Origin of the sequence: Microvirga terrae (genome assembly GCF_013307435.2) — a bacterium.
Classification (GTDB): domain Bacteria; phylum Pseudomonadota; class Alphaproteobacteria; order Rhizobiales; family Beijerinckiaceae; genus Microvirga; species Microvirga terrae.
Genome location: NZ_CP102845.1, coordinates 1,958,110 through 1,978,830, shown reverse-complemented (window position 1 = coordinate 1,978,830; position 20,721 = coordinate 1,958,110). Strand labels below are relative to the sequence as shown.

34 protein-coding genes are annotated in these 20,721 nt (G+C 63.6%); all 34 read right to left on the bottom strand.

Annotation, left to right across the window (positions count from 1 at the left end; genetic code table 11):
* Window positions 1-2: 2 nt before the first annotated feature.
* On the bottom strand, window positions 3-593 hold the full coding sequence (locus HPT29_RS09390) for a GNAT family N-acetyltransferase (protein WP_173945680.1): 591 nt from the start codon (window positions 591-593) through the stop codon (window positions 3-5).
* Window positions 594-713: 120 nt separating this feature from the next.
* Window positions 714-1,175, bottom strand: coding sequence for a hypothetical protein (locus tag HPT29_RS09385; RefSeq protein ID WP_173945681.1), 462 nt, complete (start codon window positions 1,173-1,175; stop codon window positions 714-716).
* A gap of 114 nt (window positions 1,176-1,289) precedes the next feature.
* Entirely contained in the window at window positions 1,290-2,549 is a 1,260-nt protein-coding gene (locus HPT29_RS09380; protein ID WP_173945682.1) for an RluA family pseudouridine synthase, read from the bottom strand.
* A 43-nt stretch (window positions 2,550-2,592) separates the two neighbouring features.
* Window positions 2,593-2,979, bottom strand: a complete 387-nt coding sequence (crcB, locus tag HPT29_RS09375; protein WP_173945683.1) for a fluoride efflux transporter CrcB — start codon at window positions 2,977-2,979, stop codon at window positions 2,593-2,595.
* Window positions 2,980-2,982: 3 nt separating this feature from the next.
* Window positions 2,983-4,302 (bottom strand): replication-associated recombination protein A, encoded by a 1,320-nt coding sequence (locus HPT29_RS09370; RefSeq protein WP_173945684.1) that lies wholly within the window; start codon window positions 4,300-4,302, stop codon window positions 2,983-2,985.
* A complete protein-coding gene (locus HPT29_RS09365; RefSeq protein WP_210271944.1) occupies window positions 4,299-4,745 on the bottom strand; it encodes a GNAT family N-acetyltransferase in 447 nt (148 codons plus the stop codon). The genes HPT29_RS09370 and HPT29_RS09365 overlap by 4 nt, the downstream gene beginning before the upstream one ends.
* The gene (locus HPT29_RS09360) at window positions 4,742-6,148 is read right to left on the bottom strand and encodes a Do family serine endopeptidase (protein ID WP_173945685.1); all 1,407 of its coding nucleotides are present in this window, start codon (window positions 6,146-6,148) and stop codon (window positions 4,742-4,744) included. The genes HPT29_RS09365 and HPT29_RS09360 overlap by 4 nt, the downstream gene beginning before the upstream one ends.
* Window positions 6,149-6,289: 141 nt before the next feature.
* Entirely contained in the window at window positions 6,290-6,712 is a 423-nt protein-coding gene (rplQ, locus tag HPT29_RS09355) for a 50S ribosomal protein L17 (RefSeq protein ID WP_173945686.1), read from the bottom strand.
* A gap of 123 nt (window positions 6,713-6,835) precedes the next feature.
* Complete coding sequence (locus HPT29_RS09350; RefSeq protein WP_173945687.1) at window positions 6,836-7,858, bottom strand: DNA-directed RNA polymerase subunit alpha; 1,023 nt, start codon at window positions 7,856-7,858, stop codon at window positions 6,836-6,838.
* 89 nt (window positions 7,859-7,947) lie between these two features.
* Window positions 7,948-8,337, bottom strand: coding sequence for a 30S ribosomal protein S11 (gene rpsK / locus HPT29_RS09345; protein WP_009764323.1), 390 nt, complete (start codon window positions 8,335-8,337; stop codon window positions 7,948-7,950).
* Between the two features lie 78 nt (window positions 8,338-8,415).
* The gene (gene rpsM, locus HPT29_RS09340; protein ID WP_173945688.1) at window positions 8,416-8,784 is read right to left on the bottom strand and encodes a 30S ribosomal protein S13; all 369 of its coding nucleotides are present in this window, start codon (window positions 8,782-8,784) and stop codon (window positions 8,416-8,418) included.
* A 195-nt stretch (window positions 8,785-8,979) separates the two neighbouring features.
* Window positions 8,980-9,561, bottom strand: a complete 582-nt coding sequence (locus tag HPT29_RS09335) for an adenylate kinase (RefSeq protein ID WP_173945689.1) — start codon at window positions 9,559-9,561, stop codon at window positions 8,980-8,982.
* Between the two features lie 54 nt (window positions 9,562-9,615).
* Window positions 9,616-10,953, bottom strand: coding sequence for a preprotein translocase subunit SecY (gene secY, locus HPT29_RS09330; RefSeq protein ID WP_173945690.1), 1,338 nt, complete (start codon window positions 10,951-10,953; stop codon window positions 9,616-9,618).
* 105 nt (window positions 10,954-11,058) lie between these two features.
* The gene (gene rplO / locus HPT29_RS09325) at window positions 11,059-11,532 is read right to left on the bottom strand and encodes a 50S ribosomal protein L15 (protein ID WP_173945691.1); all 474 of its coding nucleotides are present in this window, start codon (window positions 11,530-11,532) and stop codon (window positions 11,059-11,061) included.
* A 10-nt stretch (window positions 11,533-11,542) separates the two neighbouring features.
* Complete coding sequence (rpmD, locus tag HPT29_RS09320; protein ID WP_173945692.1) at window positions 11,543-11,749, bottom strand: 50S ribosomal protein L30; 207 nt, start codon at window positions 11,747-11,749, stop codon at window positions 11,543-11,545.
* A gap of 14 nt (window positions 11,750-11,763) precedes the next feature.
* Window positions 11,764-12,333: a 30S ribosomal protein S5 gene (rpsE, locus tag HPT29_RS09315; protein WP_173945693.1), complete on the bottom strand. Its 570-nt coding sequence runs from the start codon at window positions 12,331-12,333 to the stop codon at window positions 11,764-11,766.
* Between the two features lie 64 nt (window positions 12,334-12,397).
* Entirely contained in the window at window positions 12,398-12,760 is a 363-nt protein-coding gene (gene rplR, locus HPT29_RS09310; protein ID WP_173945694.1) for a 50S ribosomal protein L18, read from the bottom strand.
* Between the two features lie 12 nt (window positions 12,761-12,772).
* A complete protein-coding gene (gene rplF, locus HPT29_RS09305) occupies window positions 12,773-13,306 on the bottom strand; it encodes a 50S ribosomal protein L6 (protein WP_173945695.1) in 534 nt (177 codons plus the stop codon).
* 37 nt (window positions 13,307-13,343) lie between these two features.
* Window positions 13,344-13,739, bottom strand: coding sequence for a 30S ribosomal protein S8 (gene rpsH / locus HPT29_RS09300; protein WP_173945696.1), 396 nt, complete (start codon window positions 13,737-13,739; stop codon window positions 13,344-13,346).
* Window positions 13,740-13,754: 15 nt separating this feature from the next.
* Window positions 13,755-14,060, bottom strand: coding sequence for a 30S ribosomal protein S14 (rpsN, locus tag HPT29_RS09295; RefSeq protein ID WP_036358373.1), 306 nt, complete (start codon window positions 14,058-14,060; stop codon window positions 13,755-13,757).
* A gap of 39 nt (window positions 14,061-14,099) precedes the next feature.
* Window positions 14,100-14,666 carry a 50S ribosomal protein L5 gene (gene rplE, locus HPT29_RS09290; RefSeq protein WP_173945697.1) on the bottom strand — a complete coding sequence of 189 codons (567 nt, stop codon included), beginning with the start codon at window positions 14,664-14,666 and terminating at the stop codon, window positions 14,100-14,102.
* Window positions 14,659-14,976, bottom strand: coding sequence for a 50S ribosomal protein L24 (rplX, locus tag HPT29_RS09285; RefSeq protein WP_173945698.1), 318 nt, complete (start codon window positions 14,974-14,976; stop codon window positions 14,659-14,661). The genes rplE and rplX overlap by 8 nt, the downstream gene beginning before the upstream one ends.
* Window positions 14,976-15,344 (bottom strand): 50S ribosomal protein L14, encoded by a 369-nt coding sequence (gene rplN, locus HPT29_RS09280; RefSeq protein WP_009764309.1) that lies wholly within the window; start codon window positions 15,342-15,344, stop codon window positions 14,976-14,978. The genes rplX and rplN overlap by 1 nt, the downstream gene beginning before the upstream one ends.
* Before the next feature lie 164 nt (window positions 15,345-15,508).
* A complete protein-coding gene (rpsQ, locus tag HPT29_RS09275; RefSeq protein WP_099511396.1) occupies window positions 15,509-15,748 on the bottom strand; it encodes a 30S ribosomal protein S17 in 240 nt (79 codons plus the stop codon).
* Window positions 15,749-15,759: 11 nt separating this feature from the next.
* Window positions 15,760-15,972 (bottom strand): 50S ribosomal protein L29, encoded by a 213-nt coding sequence (gene rpmC / locus HPT29_RS09270; protein ID WP_114947418.1) that lies wholly within the window; start codon window positions 15,970-15,972, stop codon window positions 15,760-15,762.
* 10 nt (window positions 15,973-15,982) lie between these two features.
* On the bottom strand, window positions 15,983-16,396 hold the full coding sequence (gene rplP, locus HPT29_RS09265; RefSeq protein WP_009764306.1) for a 50S ribosomal protein L16: 414 nt from the start codon (window positions 16,394-16,396) through the stop codon (window positions 15,983-15,985).
* A 24-nt stretch (window positions 16,397-16,420) separates the two neighbouring features.
* Window positions 16,421-17,125, bottom strand: coding sequence for a 30S ribosomal protein S3 (gene rpsC / locus HPT29_RS09260; protein WP_036358354.1), 705 nt, complete (start codon window positions 17,123-17,125; stop codon window positions 16,421-16,423).
* A gap of 11 nt (window positions 17,126-17,136) precedes the next feature.
* Window positions 17,137-17,517, bottom strand: a complete 381-nt coding sequence (rplV, locus tag HPT29_RS09255) for a 50S ribosomal protein L22 (RefSeq protein WP_152712967.1) — start codon at window positions 17,515-17,517, stop codon at window positions 17,137-17,139.
* 1 nt (window position 17,518) lies between these two features.
* Window positions 17,519-17,797, bottom strand: coding sequence for a 30S ribosomal protein S19 (gene rpsS, locus HPT29_RS09250; protein ID WP_173945699.1), 279 nt, complete (start codon window positions 17,795-17,797; stop codon window positions 17,519-17,521).
* Window positions 17,798-17,812: 15 nt separating this feature from the next.
* Entirely contained in the window at window positions 17,813-18,649 is an 837-nt protein-coding gene (gene rplB / locus HPT29_RS09245; RefSeq protein ID WP_173945700.1) for a 50S ribosomal protein L2, read from the bottom strand.
* 20 nt (window positions 18,650-18,669) lie between these two features.
* Window positions 18,670-18,966 (bottom strand): 50S ribosomal protein L23, encoded by a 297-nt coding sequence (locus tag HPT29_RS09240; protein WP_114947420.1) that lies wholly within the window; start codon window positions 18,964-18,966, stop codon window positions 18,670-18,672.
* Window positions 18,963-19,583 carry a 50S ribosomal protein L4 gene (gene rplD / locus HPT29_RS09235; RefSeq protein ID WP_173945701.1) on the bottom strand — a complete coding sequence of 207 codons (621 nt, stop codon included), beginning with the start codon at window positions 19,581-19,583 and terminating at the stop codon, window positions 18,963-18,965. Before rplD ends, HPT29_RS09240 begins: the two co-directional genes overlap by 4 nt.
* Window positions 19,583-20,311, bottom strand: a complete 729-nt coding sequence (rplC, locus tag HPT29_RS09230; RefSeq protein ID WP_173945702.1) for a 50S ribosomal protein L3 — start codon at window positions 20,309-20,311, stop codon at window positions 19,583-19,585. The genes rplD and rplC overlap by 1 nt, the downstream gene beginning before the upstream one ends.
* A 47-nt stretch (window positions 20,312-20,358) precedes the next feature.
* The gene (gene rpsJ, locus HPT29_RS09225; protein ID WP_009764298.1) at window positions 20,359-20,667 is read right to left on the bottom strand and encodes a 30S ribosomal protein S10; all 309 of its coding nucleotides are present in this window, start codon (window positions 20,665-20,667) and stop codon (window positions 20,359-20,361) included.
* Between the last annotated feature and the right edge of the window lie 54 nt (window positions 20,668-20,721).

Below are 20,721 nucleotides of genomic sequence, written 5' to 3'. Positions count from 1 at the left end.
GGTCAGGCCGAGGCCATCTTCCTTTCGAGGCCCGCCTTCACCGCAGGCCACTCGTCCCGGACAATACTGTAGACCGCTGTATCGCGGATATGCCCATCGGGCATGATCATGTGCTGCCGCAGGATCCCGTCGAGCCTGGCGCCGAGACGTTCGATGGCGGCGCGGGACTGATCGTTTCGGGCATGGGTGCGGATCTCGACCGCGAGACAGTCCAGAACCTCGAAGGCATGCCGCAGCATGAGGAACTTCGCGTGCGTGTTGACAAAGGTCCGCTGCCAGGACCGGGCGATCCAAGTGGTGCCGATCTCGACCCGGTGATTGGCCGCATCGATGTTCATGTAGCGTGTCGAGCCGACAAGCCGGGTGCCATCGTTCACCACCGTCGCGAATGGCAGGGCAAGACCAGCCGCCTGAAGCTCGAGGGCCTTCTGCACGTAAGCGTCGAAGCCCTCGGGCCGGGGCACCGTCGTGGTTTTCTTGTCCCAGAGTTCGCCGTCAGCGGCGGCCATGCCCAGAGCGGGCACATCGGTGAGGCTCAAAGGACGCAGGGTCAAAAGGTCGGTGGAAAGGGTGACAGGCTCGATGTGCAGCATGGGAAAAGCGCCTTTGCGGTCTGCCGCTTTGTCCCCGATTCCGGAACGGCCCGCAATGGTCAAGGCTCCATCAGGAGGCCTCACCGCCTCCTGACGAGGCCATCCATGGTGCGGCCCTGCTCAGCTCAACAGATAGACGAGGCCCGGCAGACTGACGGCCAGGGCGGCCAGTAACCAAGCGCCGACTGCCGACTCCCAGGCGACATTGCCGGTCGCATTCCGCAATCTCTGAGCACAGGTCCCGGCCTCCATCGTGCGGCCGCTCAGGCAGGAGCAGAGGGCATAGTGAGCCTGGCCATCCGACAGGGCGAAGTAGCGCATGGCATCGCCGAGCCGGTCGCTCGACAACCCGTCCGCGCGCAGGACGGGGTCCTCATAGGCCACAGTGAGCGGCGAGTCGTCCTCGCGGAGCAGCGCGCGCTCCGCTGGCGGCTTGTACTCGATTTCACCAAGGGAGCTGAGGCGGCGCTTGGGATCCGTTTCGAGCAGATCGATCCACCGCTGGAGTCGTTCCTCGCGGGACAAAGGTCTCGGCTGAACGTCGGCTACGCTACGGAGCTGATCAAGAGGCTTGTGTTCCATCGATCTCCTCCCTGCCAGTCACTCAGACAGCCGAAGGGCTGACGAGACGCTCGATGCTGCGCTCCATGCGCGGCGAAAGTGCGACAGGGACGAAGAGCGAAGGAGGTATGGAGGCTACTCTTCAGGTGCCTCGACGATGGGGTCGTAACGGCTCGTGTCGAGCCCGAGCAGGTTGAAGCTCTGCTGCATGTGCGGCGGCAGCGGCGCCGTCACGTCAATAGGCTTGCCTGTGCGCGGATGCGCGATGACGATGCGGCGCGCCAGCAGATGCAGCTTGTTTTGAATGCCGCCGGGCAGCTCCCAGTTCTCGATGTCGAAATATTTCGGGTCGCCGACGATGGGGTGCCCGATATGGGCCGTGTGGGCGCGCAGCTGGTGCGTGCGCCCCGTGACCGGCTTCAGCGACAGCCAGGCGAGCTTCTGAGCGGCCGTATCGACCACCGCGTAGTAGGTGAGCGCATGGCTCGCACCCTCGTCCCCATGGCGCGCGACCCGCATGCGGGAATCGCCCTCGTCCCCCTCCTTGGCGAGATAGGTCGAGACCCTGCCCTGACGGACGCGTGGCACGCCGGCCACGAGCGCCCAGTAGATCTTGCGGGTGGTGCGAGAGCGGAAGGATTTCGCCATGGTGGACGCGGCAAAGCGCGTCTTGGCGATCACGAGGCAGCCGGCCGTGTCCTTGTCGAGACGATGCACGAGGCGCGGTTTCTGCCCATCCTCGTCGGTCAGAGCATCGAGCATTCCGTCCACATGCCGCTTCGTGCCCGACCCGCCCTGGACCGCAAGGCCCATCGGCTTGTTGATGATGAGAACGTCCTTATCCTCGTAAAGCGTGATCGACTTTAGGAAGTCGCGGTCGTCCTGGTCCTTGGCCGCGCTGCGGGAAACCGGACGCGGCTGATCGAGCTTCAGAGGCGGGACGCGGACCTTCTGGCCGGGCATCAGACGCTCGTTCGGCTGCGCCCGCTTTCCGTCGATGCGCAGCTCCCCTTTTCGGACGATACGCTGGATATGGGTGAAGGCGAGCTGCGGGAACCGGGCGACCAGGAAACGGTCGACGCGCATGTCGGCCTCGTCCGGTTCGACCACGAGAGTCTGAACGCCGGTCGCCAGCACCTCCTGGGCGGCCGCCTTGGCCTGAGCCCGGGTCGGACCGCGAGGAGCCTCCGCGGCAGGTCCCGGCTGCTTGGGACGCGCGGCCGGCTTCTCGCGCAGTGTTGATGGCGCGCGGGTTGTGCCAGCCGCCGATTTCGCCGTGCGCTGCTTGGCCGGGGCCGACTTGCGGGCGGGCTTGTCCTCGCGCGAGCGAAAACCCTGCCGGGCACCCGAGCGCCCGCCACGGGCGCCATTCTGTCCTGAACCGCTTTTTCTCATGAATCTGTGGGTACCAGAGCGCCGCGCGGGCGGCAATCGAGGTTTAGCCGGAGACCGCCCGGATCAACCCGAGACCGACAGCCAATCCTGCGATGGAGAGAATGAGCGAGGCAATGACATAGGTTGCCGCAATCCCAGCCTGCCCCCGTTCCCAGATCAGCACCGCATCGAGGGAAAAGGCCGAGAAGGTGGTGAAGCCGCCCAGGATCCCAGTCGTGAGGAACAAGCGGAGTGGCTGGCTCCAGCCCTCGCCGGCCTTGAAGGCGAGCCATCCCGCAAGGGCTCCCATGACGAAGGACCCCACAACGTTTACCGTCAGCGTCCCCCAGGGGAATGCCGTCCCGCACATGCGGGCGCAGCCGACATTCACCCCGTGCCGGAGAGCACCGCCGATGCCTGCGCCTAGAAAGACGAGGAGATACGCCTTCATGGGCTATTCGCCGTTTCCACTGCGCCGCTCCCGGCGCAGCCTCTCCCACCACTCCAGCCGCTTCCTGATCTCCCGCTCGAAGCCACGGTCCACGGGTTCGTAGAACGATTTCCGCCCCAGCTTCTCGGGCCAGTAATCCTGCCCGGAGAATGCATCCGGCTCGTCGTGGTCATAGGCATAGCTCTCGCCGTAGCCGATCTGCTTCATGAGCTTGGTCGGCGCGTTGAGGATCGTCTTGGGCGGCATGAGAGAGCCATGCTCCTTCGCCACCCGGGTAGCGGACTTGTAGGCGGTATAGAGCGCGTTCGATTTCGGCGCGGTGGCGAGATAGACGGCCGCCTGCGCGAGGGCCAGTTCCCCCTCCGGGGAGCCGAGGAAATCGAAGGCATCCTTGGCCGCATTGGCGATGACCAGGGCCTGCGGATCGGCCATGCCGATGTCCTCCACGGCCGCCCGGACCAGCCTGCGCGCGATGAAGAGCCGGTCCTCGCCTGCGTCGAGCATGCGGGTCAGATAGTACAGTGCCGCATCCGGGTCCGATCCACGGATGGTTTTATGCAGGGCGGAGATGAGGTTGTAATGGCCTTCCTGACCCTTGTCGTAGATCGGGGCGCGGCGCTGGATGATCTCCTGCAGCTGCTCCGCGTCGAAGACCTCGCCGGGCTTCGCCGAGCGCCAGACCTCCTCGGCGAGCGTCAACACGGCCCGCCCGTCCCCGTCCGCCATCCGCACGAGGGACGCCTTCGCCTCATCGTCGAGGGGCAGTGTCTTCTCTGTGACCTCCTCGGCCCGGGCCAGGATCTGCCCGATGGCCGTTTCGTCGAGCGACTTGAACAGGAGCACGCGGGCGCGGGAGAGAAGCGCCGCATTCAGCTCGAAGGACGGGTTCTCCGTAGTCGCTCCCACCAGCGTGATGGTGCCGTCTTCCATCACCGGCAGAAACGCGTCGAGCTGAGCCCGGTTGAAGCGGTGGATCTCGTCGACGAAGAGCAGCGTGCCCTTGCCGGTGGAGCGGCGATGGCGCGCCGCCTCGAAGACTTTCTTGAGATCGGCCACGCCGGAAAAGATCGCCGAAATCTGCTCGAAATGAAGATCCGTCTCATGAGCGAGCAGCCGCGCCACGGTGGTCTTGCCGGTGCCGGGTGGTCCCCAGAAGACGAGGGATCCCAGCGTCTTGGACGCGATGAGCCGGGTGAGGATGCCGTCGGGCCCGACCAGATGATCTTGGCCGACCACCTCGGACAGCTTGGTCGGACGCATCCTGTCCGCCAGGGGACGAGGCGCGTTCCGGTCCAGGCCGGCAGATGAGAACAGATCGCTCATTGTGATGCAGAGCTCAAGCGCGCATAGACGTCGGGATCCAGCCGCACCATGAGTCTTTCAGGATTTTCAGGGGTTTGGAAGCCGAACGGCTCATAAAGCCTGTGGGCATCGCGCGTTACGAGCATCCAGCGCCGGAGAAGCTGCAGCTCGGGATGCCCCATGATGGCCCGGATCAAGGCCTTGCCGGCGCCCTGCCCTCTGACCGAGGCGCAGACATAGACGTCGCAGAGATAGGCGAACGTGGCGCGATCGGTCACGACCCGGGCGAAGCCCCGCAGATCGTCCGCGGCGTCATGGAGGCCGAAACACAAGGAATTCGCCACGGACCTCTCGAACATGTCCCGCGGCAAACCCTTGGCCCAGTAGCTCTCGGCCGATATCCAGCGATAGGCGGTCTCGACATCCGGCGGCGCCAGATCGGTCGAGATTGTCCAGGTGCTCACCGGCCGAGCACCGTCGTAAAGACCCGTCCACCGCGGTTGACGGTGATCTCCCAATAACCGCCGTTGCGGTTGATCAGGCGATCCGCGTCCTTCGTCGATGTCACGCGTTCGCCGTTGATAGCCACGATCTGGTCACCCTTTTCGAAGCCCACGCTGGCCGCGACGCTGCGATCCTCCAGATCCGCCACGACGATACCATCGTCGGCGATCTCGATCTGCAGTTCGTCCGCGACGGCCGGCGACATGTTCACGAGGGTCGCACCGGCGAACGGCGTCCGGGCCTTCCCGCGCACCGGCTCCCTAGGCGGGTTTTCCGGCGGGGGCATCAGCCTGACCGGGATCGTCGTCTGCTTGCCGCTCCGGAGAACGGTCAGCGGGGCTTGGCCCTGGGTGCCCTTGAGGGTGAAGCGGTAACCGAAGGAATCCGGATTATCGACCGGCTGCCCGTCGACCATCAGGATCGCGTCACCGCGCTTGAGTCCCGCCTCGGCGGCGGGCCCCTTGTCATAGACGGAGGTCACGAGAACGCCTGTGGGACGTTCGAGGCCAAGACCACTGGCAATGTCGCCGTCCACCGGCTGGAGGCGCGCGCCGAGCCAAGGCCGCACCACGTTCTTTGCGCCTCCCTTGGCGGAATTCAGCACCACCCGGACCATGCTCGACGGAACGGCGAAGCCGATGCCGATGCTGCCGCCGGACCGGGAATAGATCGCCGTGTTGATGCCGACCACGCGGCCGTTCATATCGATGAGAGCGCCGCCGGAATTACCCGGGTTGATGGCGGCATCCGTCTGGATGAAGAATTGGTAGTCGGAAATGCCGACCTGGGTGCGGGCAAGGGCCGAGACGATCCCCTGTGTGACCGTCTGTCCGACACCGAAAGGGTTTCCGATGGCCAGCACGAGATCGCCGACCTGCAGGGCTTCAGAATCGCCGAGTTCGACGGCCTGAAGATTCGTGGCGTCCTTGAGCTTCAGCACGGCGATGTCGGTGCGCGGATCGCGCAGGAGAATATCGGCTGCGAATTCTCGCCGATCCGCAAGCGCGACCTTCACCTCGTTCATGTTCTCGATCACATGGTTGTTCGTGATCACGAGCCCGGACGGATCGACGATGACCCCGGACCCGAGGGAGCTCTGCGACCGGCCGCGCGGAACACCCGGGGCGTTGTCGCCGAAGAAACGGCGAAAATACTCCTCCATGGCGGCGTTCTGCCGGCGTTCCGAGCGGCTGGCATAGACGTTCACGACCGACCCGGCCGTCTGCCGCACCACAGGCGCGAAGGAGAGCTGAACCTGGGCTTGGCTATCGGGGATCACGCGTTGCGTCTGGCCCTGCGCTCCTGCGACCCCGAGAGCGAGCAGGACAGCGGACAGTGACAGGCGAAAAGGCGAAGAGCGCATAACGGGCGAATCCTTTGATCGGCGAGGTCATTCGATAGAGCGCGGAACTCGAAACACCAAGTTCCGCAACGTCAGATTGACCGTTTCAAACAAAAAGGGCGGTCCGAAGACCGCCCTTGATGAAATCTCTGGAGCCGAGACTTACTCGGCTGCCTCGACGAGCTCGTCCTTCTGGGTCGGGCCCGAATCCTGACCGCGCGCATCGACGTCGCGGTCCACGAACTCGATCACGGCCAGCGGAGCGTTGTCGCCGTAGCGGAAGCCTGCCTTCAGGACGCGGGTATAGCCGCCGTTGCGGTCCTGGTAGCGCTTGCCCAGCACGTCGAAAAGCTTCTTGACCATGGTCTCGTCGCGCAGCTTGGACATGGCGAGGCGGCGGGCATGCATGTCGCCGCGCTTGCCGAGGGTGATCAGCTTCTCGACGACGGGACGCAGGTCCTTCGCCTTCGGCAGCGTCGTGACGATCTGCTCGTGCTTGATCAGCGCAGCCGCCATATTGGCGAACATGGCCTTGCGGTGTTCGGTCGTGCGGTTGAAGCGACGACCACGGAATCCGTGACGCATTGGCTTTCTCCTAGATTCTACGGCCGCCGTGCCAAGGAACGGACCGCCTCTCTTGATTGACCACCCTTAAGGTGGGGCAGATGAAGGAGCCGCCGCTCATGAAGGACGGCGGCTCCGACGAACTTAGTAGTGCTCTTCGAAGCGCTTCGCGAGGTCTTCGATATTCTCCGGCGGCCAGCCCGGCACGTCCATGCCGAGGTGCAGGCCCATGCCGGCCAGAACTTCCTTGATCTCGTTGAGCGACTTGCGGCCGAAGTTCGGGGTGCGGAGCATTTCCGCCTCTGACTTCTGGATCAGGTCGCCGATATAGACGATGTTGTCGTTCTTCAGGCAGTTCGCCGAACGGACCGACAGCTCGAGCTCGTCGACCTTCTTGAGAAGAGCCGGGTTGAACGGCAGCTGCGGCGCGGCGGCAGCGGCCTCTTCCTTGCGCGGCTCTTCGAAGTTGACGAAAACCTGGAGCTGGTCCTGCAGGATCCGGGCGGCATAGGCCACGGCATCCTCAGGGGTCACGGCGCCGTTGGTCTCGACCGTCATGATCAGCTTGTCGTAGTCGAGAATCTGGCCTTCGCGGGTGTTCTCGATGCGATAGGAGACCTTCTTCACCGGGCTATAGAGCGAGTCGACCGGGATCAGTCCGATCGGAGCGTCCTCGGAGCGGTTGCGCTCGGCCGGAACGTAGCCCTTGCCGGTGTCGACCGTGAACTCCATGCGGATCTCGGCGCCCTCGTCGAGGGTGCAGAGAACGAGATCGGGGTTCAGGATCTGCACGTCGCCGATCGTGTTGATGTCACCGGCGGTCACGGCGCCAGGGCCGGTCTTGCGGAGCGTCATGCGCTTCGCACCCTCGCCCTGCATCTTGATGGCGATCGTCTTCACGTTGAGGACGATGTCGGTCACGTCCTCACGGACGCCCGGGATGGACGAGAACTCGTGCAGCACGCCATCGATATGGATCGCCGTCACGGCCGCGCCCTGGAGCGACGACAGGAGGACCCGGCGCAGCGAGTTGCCGAGCGTCGTGCCGAAGCCACGCTCGAGCGGCTCGGCCACGACCGTCGCGATGCGCTTCGGATCGTCACCGGGGGCGACTTCAAGCTTGTTCGGCTTAATCAGCTCTTGCCAGTTCTTTTGGATCACAACCACACCTCATGAGGTACGGCTTGAAGGGAGGCTTGCGGCCAGCCCTTTAAACCGGAACGCGCGTGGGCTTTGGACCCACGCGCCGGATAACCTTAGACGCGGCGACGCTTGCGCGGGCGGCAGCCGTTGTGCGGGATCGGCGTCACGTCACGGATCGACGTGACGGTGAAGCCGGCCGACTGGAGGGCGCGCAGAGCGGACTCACGGCCGGAGCCGGGGCCGGACACCTCGACCTCGAGGGTGCGCATGCCGTGCTCGGCCGCCTTGCGGGCCGCATCTTCAGCGGCGATCTGCGCCGCGTACGGGGTCGACTTACGCGAACCCTTGAAACCCATGGCGCCGGCCGAGGACCAGGAGATCGTGTTGCCCTGGGCGTCGGTGATGGTGATCATGGTGTTGTTGAACGAGGCGTTCACATGTGCCACGCCGGAAACGATGTTCTTGCGTTCGCGGCGGCGGACGCGGGTAGCTTCTTTAGCCATTCCAAAGATCCTTCAAGCGCGCCCGTCGTTCCAGGCGCTCGGGAGAAAAGGCCACCCATGGCGGGTGGCCGGATAGAATTACTTCTTCTTGCCGGCGATCGGCTTCGCCTTGCCCTTGCGGGTACGGGCGTTCGTATGGGTGCGCTGACCGCGGACCGGAAGGCTGCGACGGTGGCGCAGTCCACGGTAGGCGGCGAGATCCATGAGGCGCTTGATGTTCATGGACACTTCGCGGCGCAGATCGCCTTCCACGATATAGTCGCGGTCGATCGTCTCGCGGATAGCCAGAACTTCGGCGTCGGTCAGCTGATTCACGCGGCGCTCGGCCGGGATGTTGACCTTCTCGACGATCTCCTGGGCCTTCTTGGGCCCAATGCCGTGGATGTACTGAAGGGCGATCACGACGCGCTTTGCGGTCGGGATGTTGACGCCTGCGATACGGGCCATTGTCCGTCTCCATATGGGAAGCAGATGCTTCGGGTTTTGGTTGTCGCGCGTCCGGTGGAGGCCGGCCCCTGCGCGGGTTACTTATGCAAAACACAGCAAACCAGAGCGGCTTCTCAGGAAGCCCTCTGGATCTGCAGGTTCTTGTGCAAGAGCTTGCCCCTAACGGAAATTAACCCGTTCGTCAAGCCCTGTTGTTCAGCGACCGACGATTCCCTTGACCGCATCGGTGACCTCGTCGATCGGCCTCATGCCGTCGACGGTCTTCAGCATGCCCTTCTCGGCATAATAGGCCGAAAGCGGAGCCGTCTGAGTCCGGTAAGCCTCCAGGCGGGTCTTGAACACGTCCGGATTGTCGTCCTTGCGGACGGGTTCTCCACGAGCCTCGGTTTCCCGGGCGCGCTTGACGATCCGGTCGACGAGCTCGGCCTCGTTCACCTTGAACTCGATGACCGCGTCGAGCTTGAGGCCTTTGGCAGCCAGCATGGCGTCGAAGGCCTCAGCCTGGGCGACCGTCCGGGGGAAACCGTCGAGGATGAAGCCGTTCCTGGCATCTGCCTCCTCAATTCGGTCGGCGATAATGCCGACGACGATCTCGTCCGATACGAGATCGCCGCGATCCATGACGGCCTTGGCCTTGAGGCCGACCGGCGTGCCGGCCGCCACGGCTGCGCGGAGCATGTCGCCCGTTGAAAGCTGGGGAATACCCAACCTGTCGACCAGGCGAACGGCCTGAGTGCCTTTCCCGGCCCCCGGCGGCCCCAGCAGAATCATCCTCATCGACGTCCCCCTGACTTCGTCGAATGTGCTCGCCTGCAGGCGAAGCGTTGAACCTTAGCGTCTACGTGCGCCCTTGAGCTTCGCCTTCTTGACGAGACCCTCGTACTGGTGAGCCAAGAGATGGCCATGCACCTGAGCGACCGTGTCCATCGTAACAGACACGACGATCAGAAGCGAAGTGCCGCCAAAGTAGAATGGCAAAGCCGCGTAGGATACCAGCAGTTCGGGAATCAGGCAGATGATCACCAGGTAGGCGGCGCCGAGCACAGTGATACGCGTCAGCACCTGGTCGATGAAGTCGGCCGTGCGCTCGCCCGGGCGGATGCCGGGAATGAAGCCGCCCTGTTTCTTCAGGTTGTCCGCCGTCTCGGTCGGGTTGAAGACGATCGCCGTGTAGAAGAAGGCGAAGAACACGATTAGCGCCGCGTACAGGAACATGTAGGCGGGACGCCCGTGGCCCAGATAGGCGGTCAGCATCGAGATGAAGCCGGTCCCGTCCGTGTTCGTCTGAAAGCTGGCAATGGTCGCCGGCAGCAGCAGCAGCGAGGACGCGAAGATCGGCGGGATGACGCCGGAGGTGTTCAGCTTGAGCGGCAGGAACGACGTTTGACCCTCGTACATCCGGTTGCCGACCTGGCGCTTCGGATAGTTGATCAGCAAGCGGCGCTGCGCGCGCTCCATGAACACCACGAAGTAGATGATGGCGACCGCCATCACGATCACTCCGAGAATCAGGCCCGTCGAGATCGCGCCCTGGCGGCCCAGCTCGAGGGTGCCGGCGACCGCCGTCGGCAGGTTCGCCACGATGCCGGCGAAGATTATCAGAGAGGTGCCGTTGCCGATGCCGCGCGACGTGATCTGCTCGCCCAGCCACATGAGGAACATGGTTCCGCCGGTCAGTGTGATTACGGTCGAGACCAGGAAGAACGGCCCCGGCGACTGTACGATCGTGCCGGAGCTCTGCAGCCCTACGGCGATGCCCCAGGACTGAAACACGGCCAAGAAGACGGTGAGGTAGCGCGTATACTGGTTCAGGATCTTGCGTCCTGCCTCCCCTTCCTTCTTGAGCGCCTCCAGGGAGGGCAGAACGGATGTCAGAAGCTGGACGATGATCGAAGCCGAAATGTACGGCATGATGTTCAGGGCGAAGATCGCCATGCGCTCCACGGCACCGCCCGAGAACATGTTGAACAGACCGAGCACGCCGCCGCTGGCGCCCTGGAAGCTCTGCCGGAGAGCCTCCGGGTCGATCCCGGGCAGCGGAATGTAGGTGCCGAGACGGTAGACGATGAGCGCGCCCAACGTGAACCAGATGCGCTTCTTCAGCTCATCGGCCTTGGCGATGGCGCCGAAATTGATGTTTGCCGCAAGTTGCTCGGCTGCTGAGGCCATAGTTGTGTCCCCGAAATTCCTGGTACGTGACGGTCATCACGCAAACGGCGGCCACGCGATCAGACGCGGGCCGCCGCTTGGATCTTAGTCAATGTGGGCGCGGGCTCACGCCTGCGCAACGGCACCCAGCAGGGTGACCGAGCCACCAGCCTTCTCGATCGCTTCGACGGCCGATTTGGACGCGCCGTAGACCTGGAAGGAAAGCTTCGCCGTCAGCTCGCCGACGCCGAGGATCTTCACGCCGTCGCGCGGCTTGGACACCACGCCGGCGGCAACAAGCGTCTCGACCGTCACGGGAGCACCCGTGTCGAGCTTGCCGGCCTCGATGGCCTGCTGAATGCGCCCGACATTGACCTCGTTCAGGTCGATGGCGTTCGGCTTGTTGAAGCCGCGCTTCGGCAGACGACGGTGCAGAGGCATCTGACCGCCTTCGAAGCCCTTGATCGCCACGCCGGTACGGGCCTTCTGACCCTTCACGCCGCGGCCACCGGTCTTGCCCTTGCCCGAGCCGATGCCACGGCCCACGCGCATGCGGTTCTTGGTGGAACCTTCGTTGTCACGAATTTCGTTGAGTTTCATGACGCTCTCCTCACTGCCCGTCGACAACGCGCACGAGGTGCTTGACCTTTTCGATCATGCCGCGCACAGCCGGCGTGTCTTCCAAGGTCGAGGTACGGTGAAGCTTGTTGAGCCTGAGGCCGATCAGCGTCTGGCGCTGCTTGGCCTCGCGGCGGATCGGCGAGCCGATCTGCTCAACGGTGACGGTCTTACCAGCCGAAGCAGGATTCTTTGCCATGGTCAAAGCCTCCCTTACGCTTCAGCGCCAGCGACTTCGCTGGCATCCGCATCGCGGCGGCGAGCCTGCAGCGTCGAGACCTTCAGGCCGCGGCGAGCGGCGACCGAACGCGGGCTGTCCTCGTTCTTGAGCGCATCGAAGGTGGCGCGCACGAGGTTGTAGGGGTTCGACGAGCCGAGCGACTTGGCGACCACGTCCTGCATGCCCACCACTTCGAAAACGGCGCGCATCGGGCCGCCGGCGATGATGCCGGTACCCTGGGGAGCGGCACGCAGCACGACCTTGCCGGCGCCGTGACGGCCGTTGACGTCGTGGTGGAGCGTGCGGCCCTCGCGGAGGGCGACGCGGATCATGGAGCGCTTGGCAGCATCGGTGGCCTTGCGGATCGCTTCCGGCACCTCACGGGCCTTGCCGTGGCCGAAGCCGACGCGGCCCTTCTGGTCGCCGACGACGACAAGCGCGGCGAAGCCGAAGCGACGGCCGCCCTTCACGACTTTGGCGACGCGGTTGATGTGGACCAGGCGGTCCACGAATTCGCTGTCGCGCTCTTCGCGATCAGCACGTTCTCTGGGTTCTCTAGCCATGAGACCTCTCACTTGCGCGGGCGGCGGGCCCGCTCGCTAAGGGTTGCTTGGATTATACCCGCCGTTAGAAATCCAGACCGCCTTCACGGGCAGCGTCGGCGAGAGCCTTGACGCGGCCGTGATAGAGGTAGCCCGAGCGGTCGAAGATGACCTGCTTCACGCCGGCCTGAACCGCGCGCTCGGCAACGAGCTTGCCCACTTCCTTCGCCGCATCCACGGTGGCTCCGGTCTTGAGCTTGCCCTTCACGTCAGCCTCGAGGGTCGAAGCCGAGGCGACCGTATGGCCGCTCACGTCGTCGATGACCTGGGCGTAGATCTGCTTGGACGAACGGAAGACCGACAAACGCGGACGGCCATTCGCTGCCTTCTTGATCGCACGGCGCACACGAGCCTTGCGGCGATCTTCAGCGCCTTTCTTCTCAGCCATGATACGTCGTCCTTACTTCTTCTTGCCTTCCTTGCGGAAGATGAACTCGTCGGAGTACTTGACGCCCTTGCCCTTGTAGGGCTCCGGACCGCGGTATTCGCGGATCTCGGCGGCGGTCTGACCGACGACCTGCTTGTCGATGCCGGCCACGACGACCTCCGTCGGACGGGGCGTCGTGATCGTCACGCCGGCCGGGATCACGTAGTCGATATCGTGGCTGTAGCCCAGCGACAGCTTCAGCACCTTGCCGGCAACGGCGGCCTTGTAACCGACGCCGTTGATCTCAAGGCGCTTCTCGAAGCCCTTGGACACGCCTTCGACCAGGTTCGCCACCTGGGCGCGGGACATGCCCCATTTTGCACGGGCCGTCTTGGACTCGTCGCGCGGGTTCACCGACACGGCGCCGTTCTCAAGAGCAACCGACACTTCTTCAGGAACGAGGAACGAGAGTTCGCCCTTCGTGCCCTTAACCTTCACCATCTGACCGTCAACGGTAGCCGTCACACCTGACGGAACCGTAACGGGCTTCTTGCCTACTCGGGACATTTTCGAATCTCCGTGGTTCTGTGCGGGTGCTTCGGCCTTAGAAGACCTTGCAGAGCACTTCGCCGCCCACGTTCTTCTCACGGGCCTCGTGATCGGCCATCACGCCCTGCGGCGTCGAGAGAATGGTGATGCCCAGACCGTCGGCCACGCGAGGCATGGTGTCGACGGAGGCATACACGCGGCGGCCGGGCTTGGAGACACGCTCGATGGAGCGGATCACCGGCTGACCGTCATAATACTTGAGCTCGATCGAGAACTCCGTTCGGCCGTTGCCGAACTCAGTCTGCGAGTAGTCGCGGATGTAGCCCTCGGACTTGAGAACCTCGAGGACGCGAGCGCGGAGCTTCGAGCCGGGGGTGGAGACGGACCCGCGACGGCGCATCTGCGCGTTGCGGATACGGGTGAGCATATCGCCCAACGGATCGTTGATCATATGATGCCCTCCCCCTTACCAGCTGGACTTCACGAGGCCCGGGATCAGGCCCTTGTTGCCCAGTTCCCGCAGAGCGATACGGGACATGCCGAGTTTGCGGTAGTAGGCGCGCGGACGGCCCGTGATCTCGCAGCGGTTGCGGATGCGGGTCTTGCTCGCGTTACGCGGCAGCTCAGCCAGCTTGAGGCGCGCTTCGAAGCGCTCCTCCATGGACTTCGACTCGTCGTTGGCGACCGCCAGAAGGCGCTCGCGACGGCCGGCGAACTTCTTCACCAGCTCACGACGATGCTTGTTCTTCTCAATAGCGCTTTTCTTTGCCATGCTTTTATCTCCAGTGTCCGCGTTTGAGGACAGCTATCCTCACTGCCGGAACGGGAAGTTGAAGTGACGCAGCAGGGCGCGGGCTTCTTCGTCGGTCTTCGCCGTGGTGGTGATGACGACGTCCATGCCCCAAACCTGCTCGACCCTATCGTAATTGATCTCAGGGAACACGAGGTGCTCCTTGATGCCCATTGCGTAGTTGCCGCGGCCGTCGAACGACTTGGGGTTCAAGCCCCGGAAGTCGCGGACGCGCGGGAGAGCAATGGTCACGAGACGGTCAAGGAACTCGTACATGCGAACCTTGCGCAGCGTGACCTTGGCGCCGATCGGCATGTTCTCGCGGACCTTGAACTGCGAGATAGCCTTGCGGGCCTTCGTGATCACCGGCTTCTGGCCGGCGATGAGAGCGAGGTCAGCCGCAGCGACCGAAGCCTTCTTCGAGTCGGCGGTCGACTCGCCAACGCCCATGTTGAGCACGATCTTCTCGATCGTCGGCACTTCCATGGGGTTCTTGTAGCCGAATTCTTCAATGAGCTTCGGACGCACCACTTCCTCGTAGTGCTTCTTCAGCCGCGGCGTGTAGCCGTCCACCTGAGCCTTAGCCATCGATCAGGTCCCCCGAACGCTTGGCGAAACGGACCTTGCGGCCGTCTTCCAGAACTTTGAAACCAACCCGAGTCGGCTTGCCGTCCTTCGGGTCCGCATAGGCCAGGTTCGACAGATGGATGCTCGCCTCTTTCGAGATGATGCCACCTTCGGCATTCGCCGTCTGGCGCTGGTGACGCTTCACGAGGTTGACGCCGCGGACGACCGCGCGCTCTTCCTTCGGGAGCATCTGCACGACTTCACCGGTCTTGCCCTTGTCGCGACCGGTCAGGACGACGACCTTATCGCCCTTCTTGATCTTCGCGGCCATTAGAGCACCTCCGGCGCAAGCGAAATGATTTTCATGTGGTTCTTGGCACGCAGTTCACGCGGAACCGGGCCGAAGATTCGGGTGCCGACCGGCTCTTTCTGATTGTTGATCAGAACGGCGGCATTCCGGTCGAAGCGGATGACTGAGCCGTCAGCGCGGCGGATGTCCTTCGCGGTGCGAACGACGACTGCCTTCATGACATCGCCCTTCTTCACGCGGCCGCGCGGAATAGCCTCTTTTACGGATACGACGATGATATCGCCCACGGAAGCGTACTTACGCTTCGAACCGCCGAGAACCTTGATGCACATCACGCGACGGGCGCCGGAATTATCGGCGACGTCAAGATTCGTCTGCATCTGGATCATGGCTTTGATCCTTTCCTTTGTTTCAGACAGGTTTCCGGGCCAAGGCAGGATTGCCCCCCGGACTACGCCTGACGGGGATCTCTTGTCCCCTGCCCTTCAAATGTCGAGAGAGGCGGCCGTATACACGAACCGCCCCCGTTTGACAACCCCTAGAGAAGGCTTTGTTAAGCCTTCGCTTGGTCGACGAGCACCCAGGTCTTCAGTTTGGAGAGCGGCTTGGTCTCTTCGATGAAGACCGTGTCGCCCACCTTGGCTGTGTTGTTCTCGTCGTGAGCATGGTAGTTCTTCGTCTTACGCACGGTCTTCTTCATGACCGGGTGCGTGAAACGGCGTTCCACCTTCACAACGACCGTCTTGTCCTGCTTGTCGCTGACAACGACGCCCTGCAAAACGCGCTTCGGCATCTTGATCCCCTTTAAGCCTTCGCCGCAGCGGCCTTCTGGCGCTGCAGCGTCTTGACGCGGGCGATGTCCCGACGGACTTCGCGGACACGTCCGGTGTTCTCGAGCTGGCCGGTGGCGCGCTGGAAGCGGAGGTTGAACTGCTCCTTCTTCAGGTTCAGCAGCTCGTCCGTCAGCTGGTCCTGCGACATCGCGTTGAGGTCGGAGGCTCTCTGCTTAGACTTCATGATCCCCTCCTTACTCGGCAATGCGCTGGATGAAGCGCGTCTTGATTGGGAGCTTCGCGGCGCCGAGGCGAAGAGCCTCGCGAGCGATATCCTCCGGCACGCCGTCGATCTCGAACATGATACGGCCAGGCTTGACCTTAGCCGCCCAGTACTCGGGAGCGCCCTTACCCTTACCCATACGCACTTCGGTCGGCTTGGTCGACACAGGCACGTCCGGGAAGATGCGGATCCACACCCGGCCCGCACGCTTCATCGCGCGGGTGATGGCGCGGCGAGCCGCCTCGATCTGACGAGCGTTGACGCGCTCGGGTTCCATCGCCTTCAGGCCGAACTGGCCGAAGTTGAGGTCCGTGCCGCCCTTCGCGGTGCCAGAGATGCGGCCCTTGAATTGCTTACGGAACTTGGTTTTCTTCGGTTGCAACATGGCAAACCTCTCCTGACCTCTCGGTTACGCCGCCTGCTCGCGGCGGCCACCGGAGCGGCCTCCTTCGTCGTTCATCCGCTTGTCCTGGGCCATCGGATCGTGCTCAAGGATTTCGCCCTTGAAGATCCAGACCTTGATGCCGCAGGTGCCATAGGTCGTGAAGGCCGTGGACGTACCGTAATCCACGTCCGCACGCAGGGTGTGCAGCGGAACGCGGCCCTCGCGGTACCATTCGAGGCGGGCGATTTCAGCGCCACCCAGACGGCCCGAGCAGTTGATACGGATACCCTCGGCGCCCAGACGCATGGCCGATTGAACGGCACGCTTCATGGCGCGGCGGAAAGCGACACGGCGCTCGAGCTGCTGGGCGATCGAGTCGGCCACCAGCGTAGCGTCGACTTCCGGCTTACGGACCTCGACAATGTTGATCGCCACATCGGCGTCGGTCATCTTCGAGACGAGCTTGCGCAGCTTCTCGATGTCGGCGCCCTTCTTGCCGATCACCACGCCCGGACGACCCGAGTGGATGGTGACGCGACACTTCTTGTGCGGACGTTCGATGACGATCTTCGAAACGGCGGCCTGCTTCAGCTGCTTCATGAGAGCTTCGCGGATCGCCATGTCCTCATGCATCAGCTTGGCGTACTCGCCTTTGCCGGCGAACCAGCGCGAGTCCCAGGTCCGGTTGATGCCGAGCCGAAGACCGATCGGGTTAACTTTCTGACCCATCTGGTTCTCCTTTATGCCTGTTCGGCAACTTCCCGAACCACGATCGTGAGGTTCGAGAACGGCTTCATGATACGAGCACCCCGGCCGCGGGCCCGGGCGTGGAAGCGCTTCATGACAAGCGCCTTGCCGACGAAGGCCTGGCTGACGACGAGATCGTCCACATCGAGATTGTGGTTGTTCTCGGCGTTCGCAATGGCGCTCTCGAGGCACTTCTTCACGTCGCGCGCGATGCGCTTGCGGGAGAACTCGAGATCGGCGAGAGCCGCAGAAACCTTCTTGCCGCGGATAAGGGCCGCAACAAGGTTGAGCTTCTGGGGGCTGACGCGCAGCATGCGAGCGACGGCTTGTGCCTCTGTGTCGCTCAGTGCGCGAGGAGTCGCGGCCTTACCCATCTTACTTCCTCTTCGCCTTCTTGTCCGCCGCGTGGCCGTGGAAGGTGCGGGTCGGCGAGAACTCGCCGAACTTGTGACCCACCATTTCCTCGTTCACGTTGACGGGAATGTGCTTCTGACCGTTGTAGACCCCGAAAGTGAGGCCCACGAACTGCGGGAGAATCGTGGAGCGGCGGCTCCAGATCTTGATAACCTCGTTGCGGCCCGAGGAACGGGCAGCCTCGGCCTTCTTGAGGAGGTAGCCGTCGACGAACGGACCCTTCCAAAGCGAACGTGCCATGACGTGCCTCTATCCTTACTTCTTCCGAGCGTGGCGGCTCGACACGATGAACTTGTCGGTCCGCTTGTTCGAACGGGTTTTCTTGCCTTTGGTCGGGACGCCCCACGGGGACACCGGATGACGACCACCGGAGGTACGGCCCTCACCACCACCGTGCGGGTGGTCGATCGGGTTCATGGCCACGCCGCGGTTGTGCGGACGCTTGCCGAGCCACCGGTTACGACCAGCCTTACCGACAGAGGTGTTCATGTGGTCCGGGTTCGACACCGCGCCGACACTGGCGAAGCACTGGCCATGGACCAAGCGCTGCTCTCCCGAGCTTAGGCGGATCGTCACGTAGCCCTGGTCACGACCCACGATCTGAGCGTAGGTACCGGCGGAACGGGCGAGTGCCGCGCCCTTACCGATCTTGAGCTCGACGTTGTGGATGATCGTTCCCACCGGCATGTTGCCGATCGGCATCGCATTGCCCGGCTTGATGTCGACCTGCTCGCCAGCCGCCACCTGATCGCCGACAGCCAGACGCTGCGGAGCCAGGATGTACGACTGCTCGCCGTCGGCGTAGCGGATCAGAGCGATGAAGGCGGTGCGGTTCGGATCGTACTCGATCCGCTCCACGGTCGCCGCATCGCCCAGACGGGCGCGACGCTTGAAGTCGACCAGGCGCAGGGTGCGCTTGTGACCACCGCCACGGAAGCGGACGGTCACGCGACCCATATTGTTACGACCGCCGGAGGAGCTCTTGCCCTCCGTCAGCTTCTTGACCGGCTTGCCCTTGTAGAGCTCGCTGCGGTCCACGATCACCAGCTGGCGCAGGCCGGGGGTGATTGGTTTGAAAGTCTTCAAAGCCATCGGATCACTCTCTCGTCCGATCAGAGGCCCGTCGTGACGTCGATGGTCTGGCCCTCAACGAGGGTTACAACCGCCTTCTTCACGTCCGACCGCTGGCCGCGGGTGCCGCGGAACATCTTCACTTTGCCCTTGGTGACAAGCGTGTTGACGCTCTTCACCTTGACATCGAACAGCTTCTCAACCGCTTCCTTAATCTGCGGCTTCGTCGCATCCAGCCGCACCTTGAAGACGACCTTGTTCTGTTCGGACAGGGTCGTGGCCTTCTCGGTGATGACCGGGCTTACGATCACATCGTAATGGCGCGGGTCCAGGCTCATTTGAAACGCGCCTCCAGCGCATCGACAGCCGACTTCGTGAGAACGAGCTTCTCGCGACGCAGGATGTCATAGACGTTGATGCCCTGCACCGGCAGGACGTCGATGTTCGGGATGTTGCGAGCAGCCCGCTGGAAGTTCGTCTCGATCTCGGCGCCGCCGATGATCAGCGCGTTGCCGAGGCCGAGCTTGCCGAAGCGCTCGACGAGAGCCTTCGTCTTCGGCTCGGAGAGCTTCACGTCGTCGATCACGACGAGCGAGGCGTCCTTGGCCTTGGACGAGAGCGCATGCTTCAGGGCAAGAGCGCGGACCTTCTTGGGCAGGTCGTGCGCATGGCTGCGGACCTGCGGGCCGAAGGCACGACCGCCGCCCCGGAACTGGGGAGCACTCGCGGCGCCGTGGCGGGCGCTGCCGGTGCCCTTCTGCTTGTAGACCTTCTTGGTCGTCCGGTCGATGTCCGAACGATTCTTGACGGCGTGCGTGCCGGCCTGGCGCTTAGCGAGCTGCCAGCGAACGCAGCGGGCGAGCAGGTCGGCGCGCGGCTCGAGTCCGAAGATGGCCTCGTTCAGGTCGACCGATCCGGCGCTCGCGCCTTCGAGCGTGGTGACATCAAGCTTCATCACGCGTTCTCCTCTTGGGCCTGCTCAGCCTGGGCGGCCGGCGCAGCCTCATTGCCGGTGCGGAACGCGCCGGGCATCGGCACTTCCTTCGGCAGCTTGCGCTTCACCGCGTCGCGGACGAAGATCCAGCCGCCGGCGACGCCCGGAACGGCGCCCTCGACGAGGATCAGACCGCGCTCGACGTCGGTCGACACGACACGCAGGTTCTGCGTGGTGACGCGCTCGACGCCCAGGTGACCCGGCATTTTCTTGTTCTTGAACGTCTTGCCCGGATCCTGGCGTCCGCCGGTCGAACCGATCGACCGGTGGGAGACCGACACGCCGTGCGTGGCGCGCAGTCCGCCGAAGTTCCAGCGCTTCATGCCGCCGGCGAAGCCCTTACCGGTGGTGATGCCCGTGACGTCCACGAACTGACCGGCAATGAAGTGATCAGCGGTGATCTCGGCGCCGACCGGGATGACAGCATCCTCGGACACGCGGAACTCCGCGAGCTTGCGCTTCGGCTCGACCTGGGCCACGGCGAAACTGCCGCGCTCGGCCTTCGAAACGTTCTTGACCTTGGCCTTGCCGACGCCGACCTGCAGCGCGGTGTAGCCGTTCTTCTCCATGGTCCGGTGGGCGACGACCTGGCAGCTGTCGACCTTCAGAACCGTGACCGGGACATGTTCGCCGGCATCCGTGAAGATGCGGGTCATCCCGACTTTCTGTGCAATGACGCCTGAGCGCATGTGCGTATCCTCTCGGCGTGTCTACCGAAGGCTCCAAGCCGTAAGGCTTAGAGCTTGATTTCCACGTCCACACCAGCAGCGAGATCGAGCTTCATCAGAGCGTCAACCGTCTGCGGGGTGGGGTCCACGATATCGAGAACACGCTTGTGAGTGCGCATCTCGAACTGCTCGCGCGACTTCTTGTCGATGTGCGGCGAGCGAAGCACCGTAAAGCGCTCGATGCGCGTCGGCAGCGGGATGGGCCCGCGAACCTGAGCGCCGGTCCGCTTCGCGGTCGACACGATTTCCCGTGTCGAAGCGTCGAGGATCCTGTGGTCGAACGCCTTAAGGCGAATACGAATGTTTTGACCGTTCATGGCTTATCCATTCAACAAGGGAAGCGGCCGGACCGAAACCCGGCCGCTGTCCTT

Bases quoted from the DNA above. Each gene is read 5' to 3' on its own strand.
- rpsK (WP_009764323.1), bottom strand. From the start codon at position 8,337: ATGGCTAAAGAAGCTACCCGCGTCCGCCGCCGCGAACGCAAGAACATC.
- rpmD (WP_173945692.1), bottom strand. From the start codon at position 11,749: ATGGCAAAGAATCCTGCTTCGGCTGGTAAGACCGTCACCGTTGAGCAG.
- HPT29_RS09370 (WP_173945684.1), bottom strand. From the start codon at position 4,302: ATGAGCGATCTGTTCTCATCTGCCGGCCTGGACCGGAACGCGCCTCGT.
- rplQ (WP_173945686.1), bottom strand. From the start codon at position 6,712: ATGCGTCACGGATTCCGTGGTCGTCGCTTCAACCGCACGACCGAACAC.
- HPT29_RS09385 (WP_173945681.1), bottom strand. From the start codon at position 1,175: ATGGAACACAAGCCTCTTGATCAGCTCCGTAGCGTAGCCGACGTTCAG.
- HPT29_RS09240 (WP_114947420.1), bottom strand. From the start codon at position 18,966: ATGAGCCTGGACCCGCGCCATTACGATGTGATCGTAAGCCCGGTCATC.
- rplF (WP_173945695.1), bottom strand. From the start codon at position 13,306: ATGTCCCGAGTAGGCAAGAAGCCCGTTACGGTTCCGTCAGGTGTGACG.
- crcB (WP_173945683.1), bottom strand. From the start codon at position 2,979: ATGAAGGCGTATCTCCTCGTCTTTCTAGGCGCAGGCATCGGCGGTGCT.
- rplC (WP_173945702.1), bottom strand. From the start codon at position 20,311: ATGCGCTCAGGCGTCATTGCACAGAAAGTCGGGATGACCCGCATCTTC.
- rpsN (WP_036358373.1), bottom strand. From the start codon at position 14,060: ATGGCAAAGAAAAGCGCTATTGAGAAGAACAAGCATCGTCGTGAGCTG.
- rplX (WP_173945698.1), bottom strand. From the start codon at position 14,976: ATGGCCGCGAAGATCAAGAAGGGCGATAAGGTCGTCGTCCTGACCGGT.
- rplR (WP_173945694.1), bottom strand. From the start codon at position 12,760: ATGGCTGAGAAGAAAGGCGCTGAAGATCGCCGCAAGGCTCGTGTGCGC.
- rpmC (WP_114947418.1), bottom strand. From the start codon at position 15,972: ATGAAGTCTAAGCAGAGAGCCTCCGACCTCAACGCGATGTCGCAGGAC.
- rplO (WP_173945691.1), bottom strand. From the start codon at position 11,532: ATGAAACTCAACGAAATTCGTGACAACGAAGGTTCCACCAAGAACCGC.
- rplE (WP_173945697.1), bottom strand. From the start codon at position 14,666: ATGGCTAAGGCTCAGGTGGACGGCTACACGCCGCGGCTGAAGAAGCAC.
- rplN (WP_009764309.1), bottom strand. From the start codon at position 15,344: ATGATCCAGATGCAGACGAATCTTGACGTCGCCGATAATTCCGGCGCC.
- rplB (WP_173945700.1), bottom strand. From the start codon at position 18,649: ATGGCTTTGAAGACTTTCAAACCAATCACCCCCGGCCTGCGCCAGCTG.
- HPT29_RS09380 (WP_173945682.1), bottom strand. From the start codon at position 2,549: ATGAGAAAAAGCGGTTCAGGACAGAATGGCGCCCGTGGCGGGCGCTCG.
- HPT29_RS09360 (WP_173945685.1), bottom strand. From the start codon at position 6,148: ATGCGCTCTTCGCCTTTTCGCCTGTCACTGTCCGCTGTCCTGCTCGCT.
- rpsE (WP_173945693.1), bottom strand. From the start codon at position 12,333: ATGGCTAGAGAACCCAGAGAACGTGCTGATCGCGAAGAGCGCGACAGC.
- rplD (WP_173945701.1), bottom strand. From the start codon at position 19,583: ATGAAGCTTGATGTCACCACGCTCGAAGGCGCGAGCGCCGGATCGGTC.
- rpsM (WP_173945688.1), bottom strand. From the start codon at position 8,784: ATGGCCCGTATCGCAGGCGTCAACATCCCGACCGCAAAGCGCGTCGTG.
- HPT29_RS09335 (WP_173945689.1), bottom strand. From the start codon at position 9,561: ATGAGGATGATTCTGCTGGGGCCGCCGGGGGCCGGGAAAGGCACTCAG.
- rplV (WP_152712967.1), bottom strand. From the start codon at position 17,517: ATGGGTAAGGCCGCGACTCCTCGCGCACTGAGCGACACAGAGGCACAA.
- HPT29_RS09390 (WP_173945680.1), bottom strand. From the start codon at position 593: ATGCTGCACATCGAGCCTGTCACCCTTTCCACCGACCTTTTGACCCTG.
- secY (WP_173945690.1), bottom strand. From the start codon at position 10,953: ATGGCCTCAGCAGCCGAGCAACTTGCGGCAAACATCAATTTCGGCGCC.
- rplP (WP_009764306.1), bottom strand. From the start codon at position 16,396: ATGTTGCAACCGAAGAAAACCAAGTTCCGTAAGCAATTCAAGGGCCGC.
- rpsQ (WP_099511396.1), bottom strand. From the start codon at position 15,748: ATGCCGAAGCGCGTTTTGCAGGGCGTCGTTGTCAGCGACAAGCAGGAC.
- rpsJ (WP_009764298.1), bottom strand. From the start codon at position 20,667: ATGAACGGTCAAAACATTCGTATTCGCCTTAAGGCGTTCGACCACAGG.
- rpsS (WP_173945699.1), bottom strand. From the start codon at position 17,797: ATGGCACGTTCGCTTTGGAAGGGTCCGTTCGTCGACGGCTACCTCCTC.
- rpsH (WP_173945696.1), bottom strand. From the start codon at position 13,739: ATGATCAACGATCCGTTGGGCGATATGCTCACCCGTATCCGCAACGCG.
- rpsC (WP_036358354.1), bottom strand. From the start codon at position 17,125: ATGGGTCAGAAAGTTAACCCGATCGGTCTTCGGCTCGGCATCAACCGG.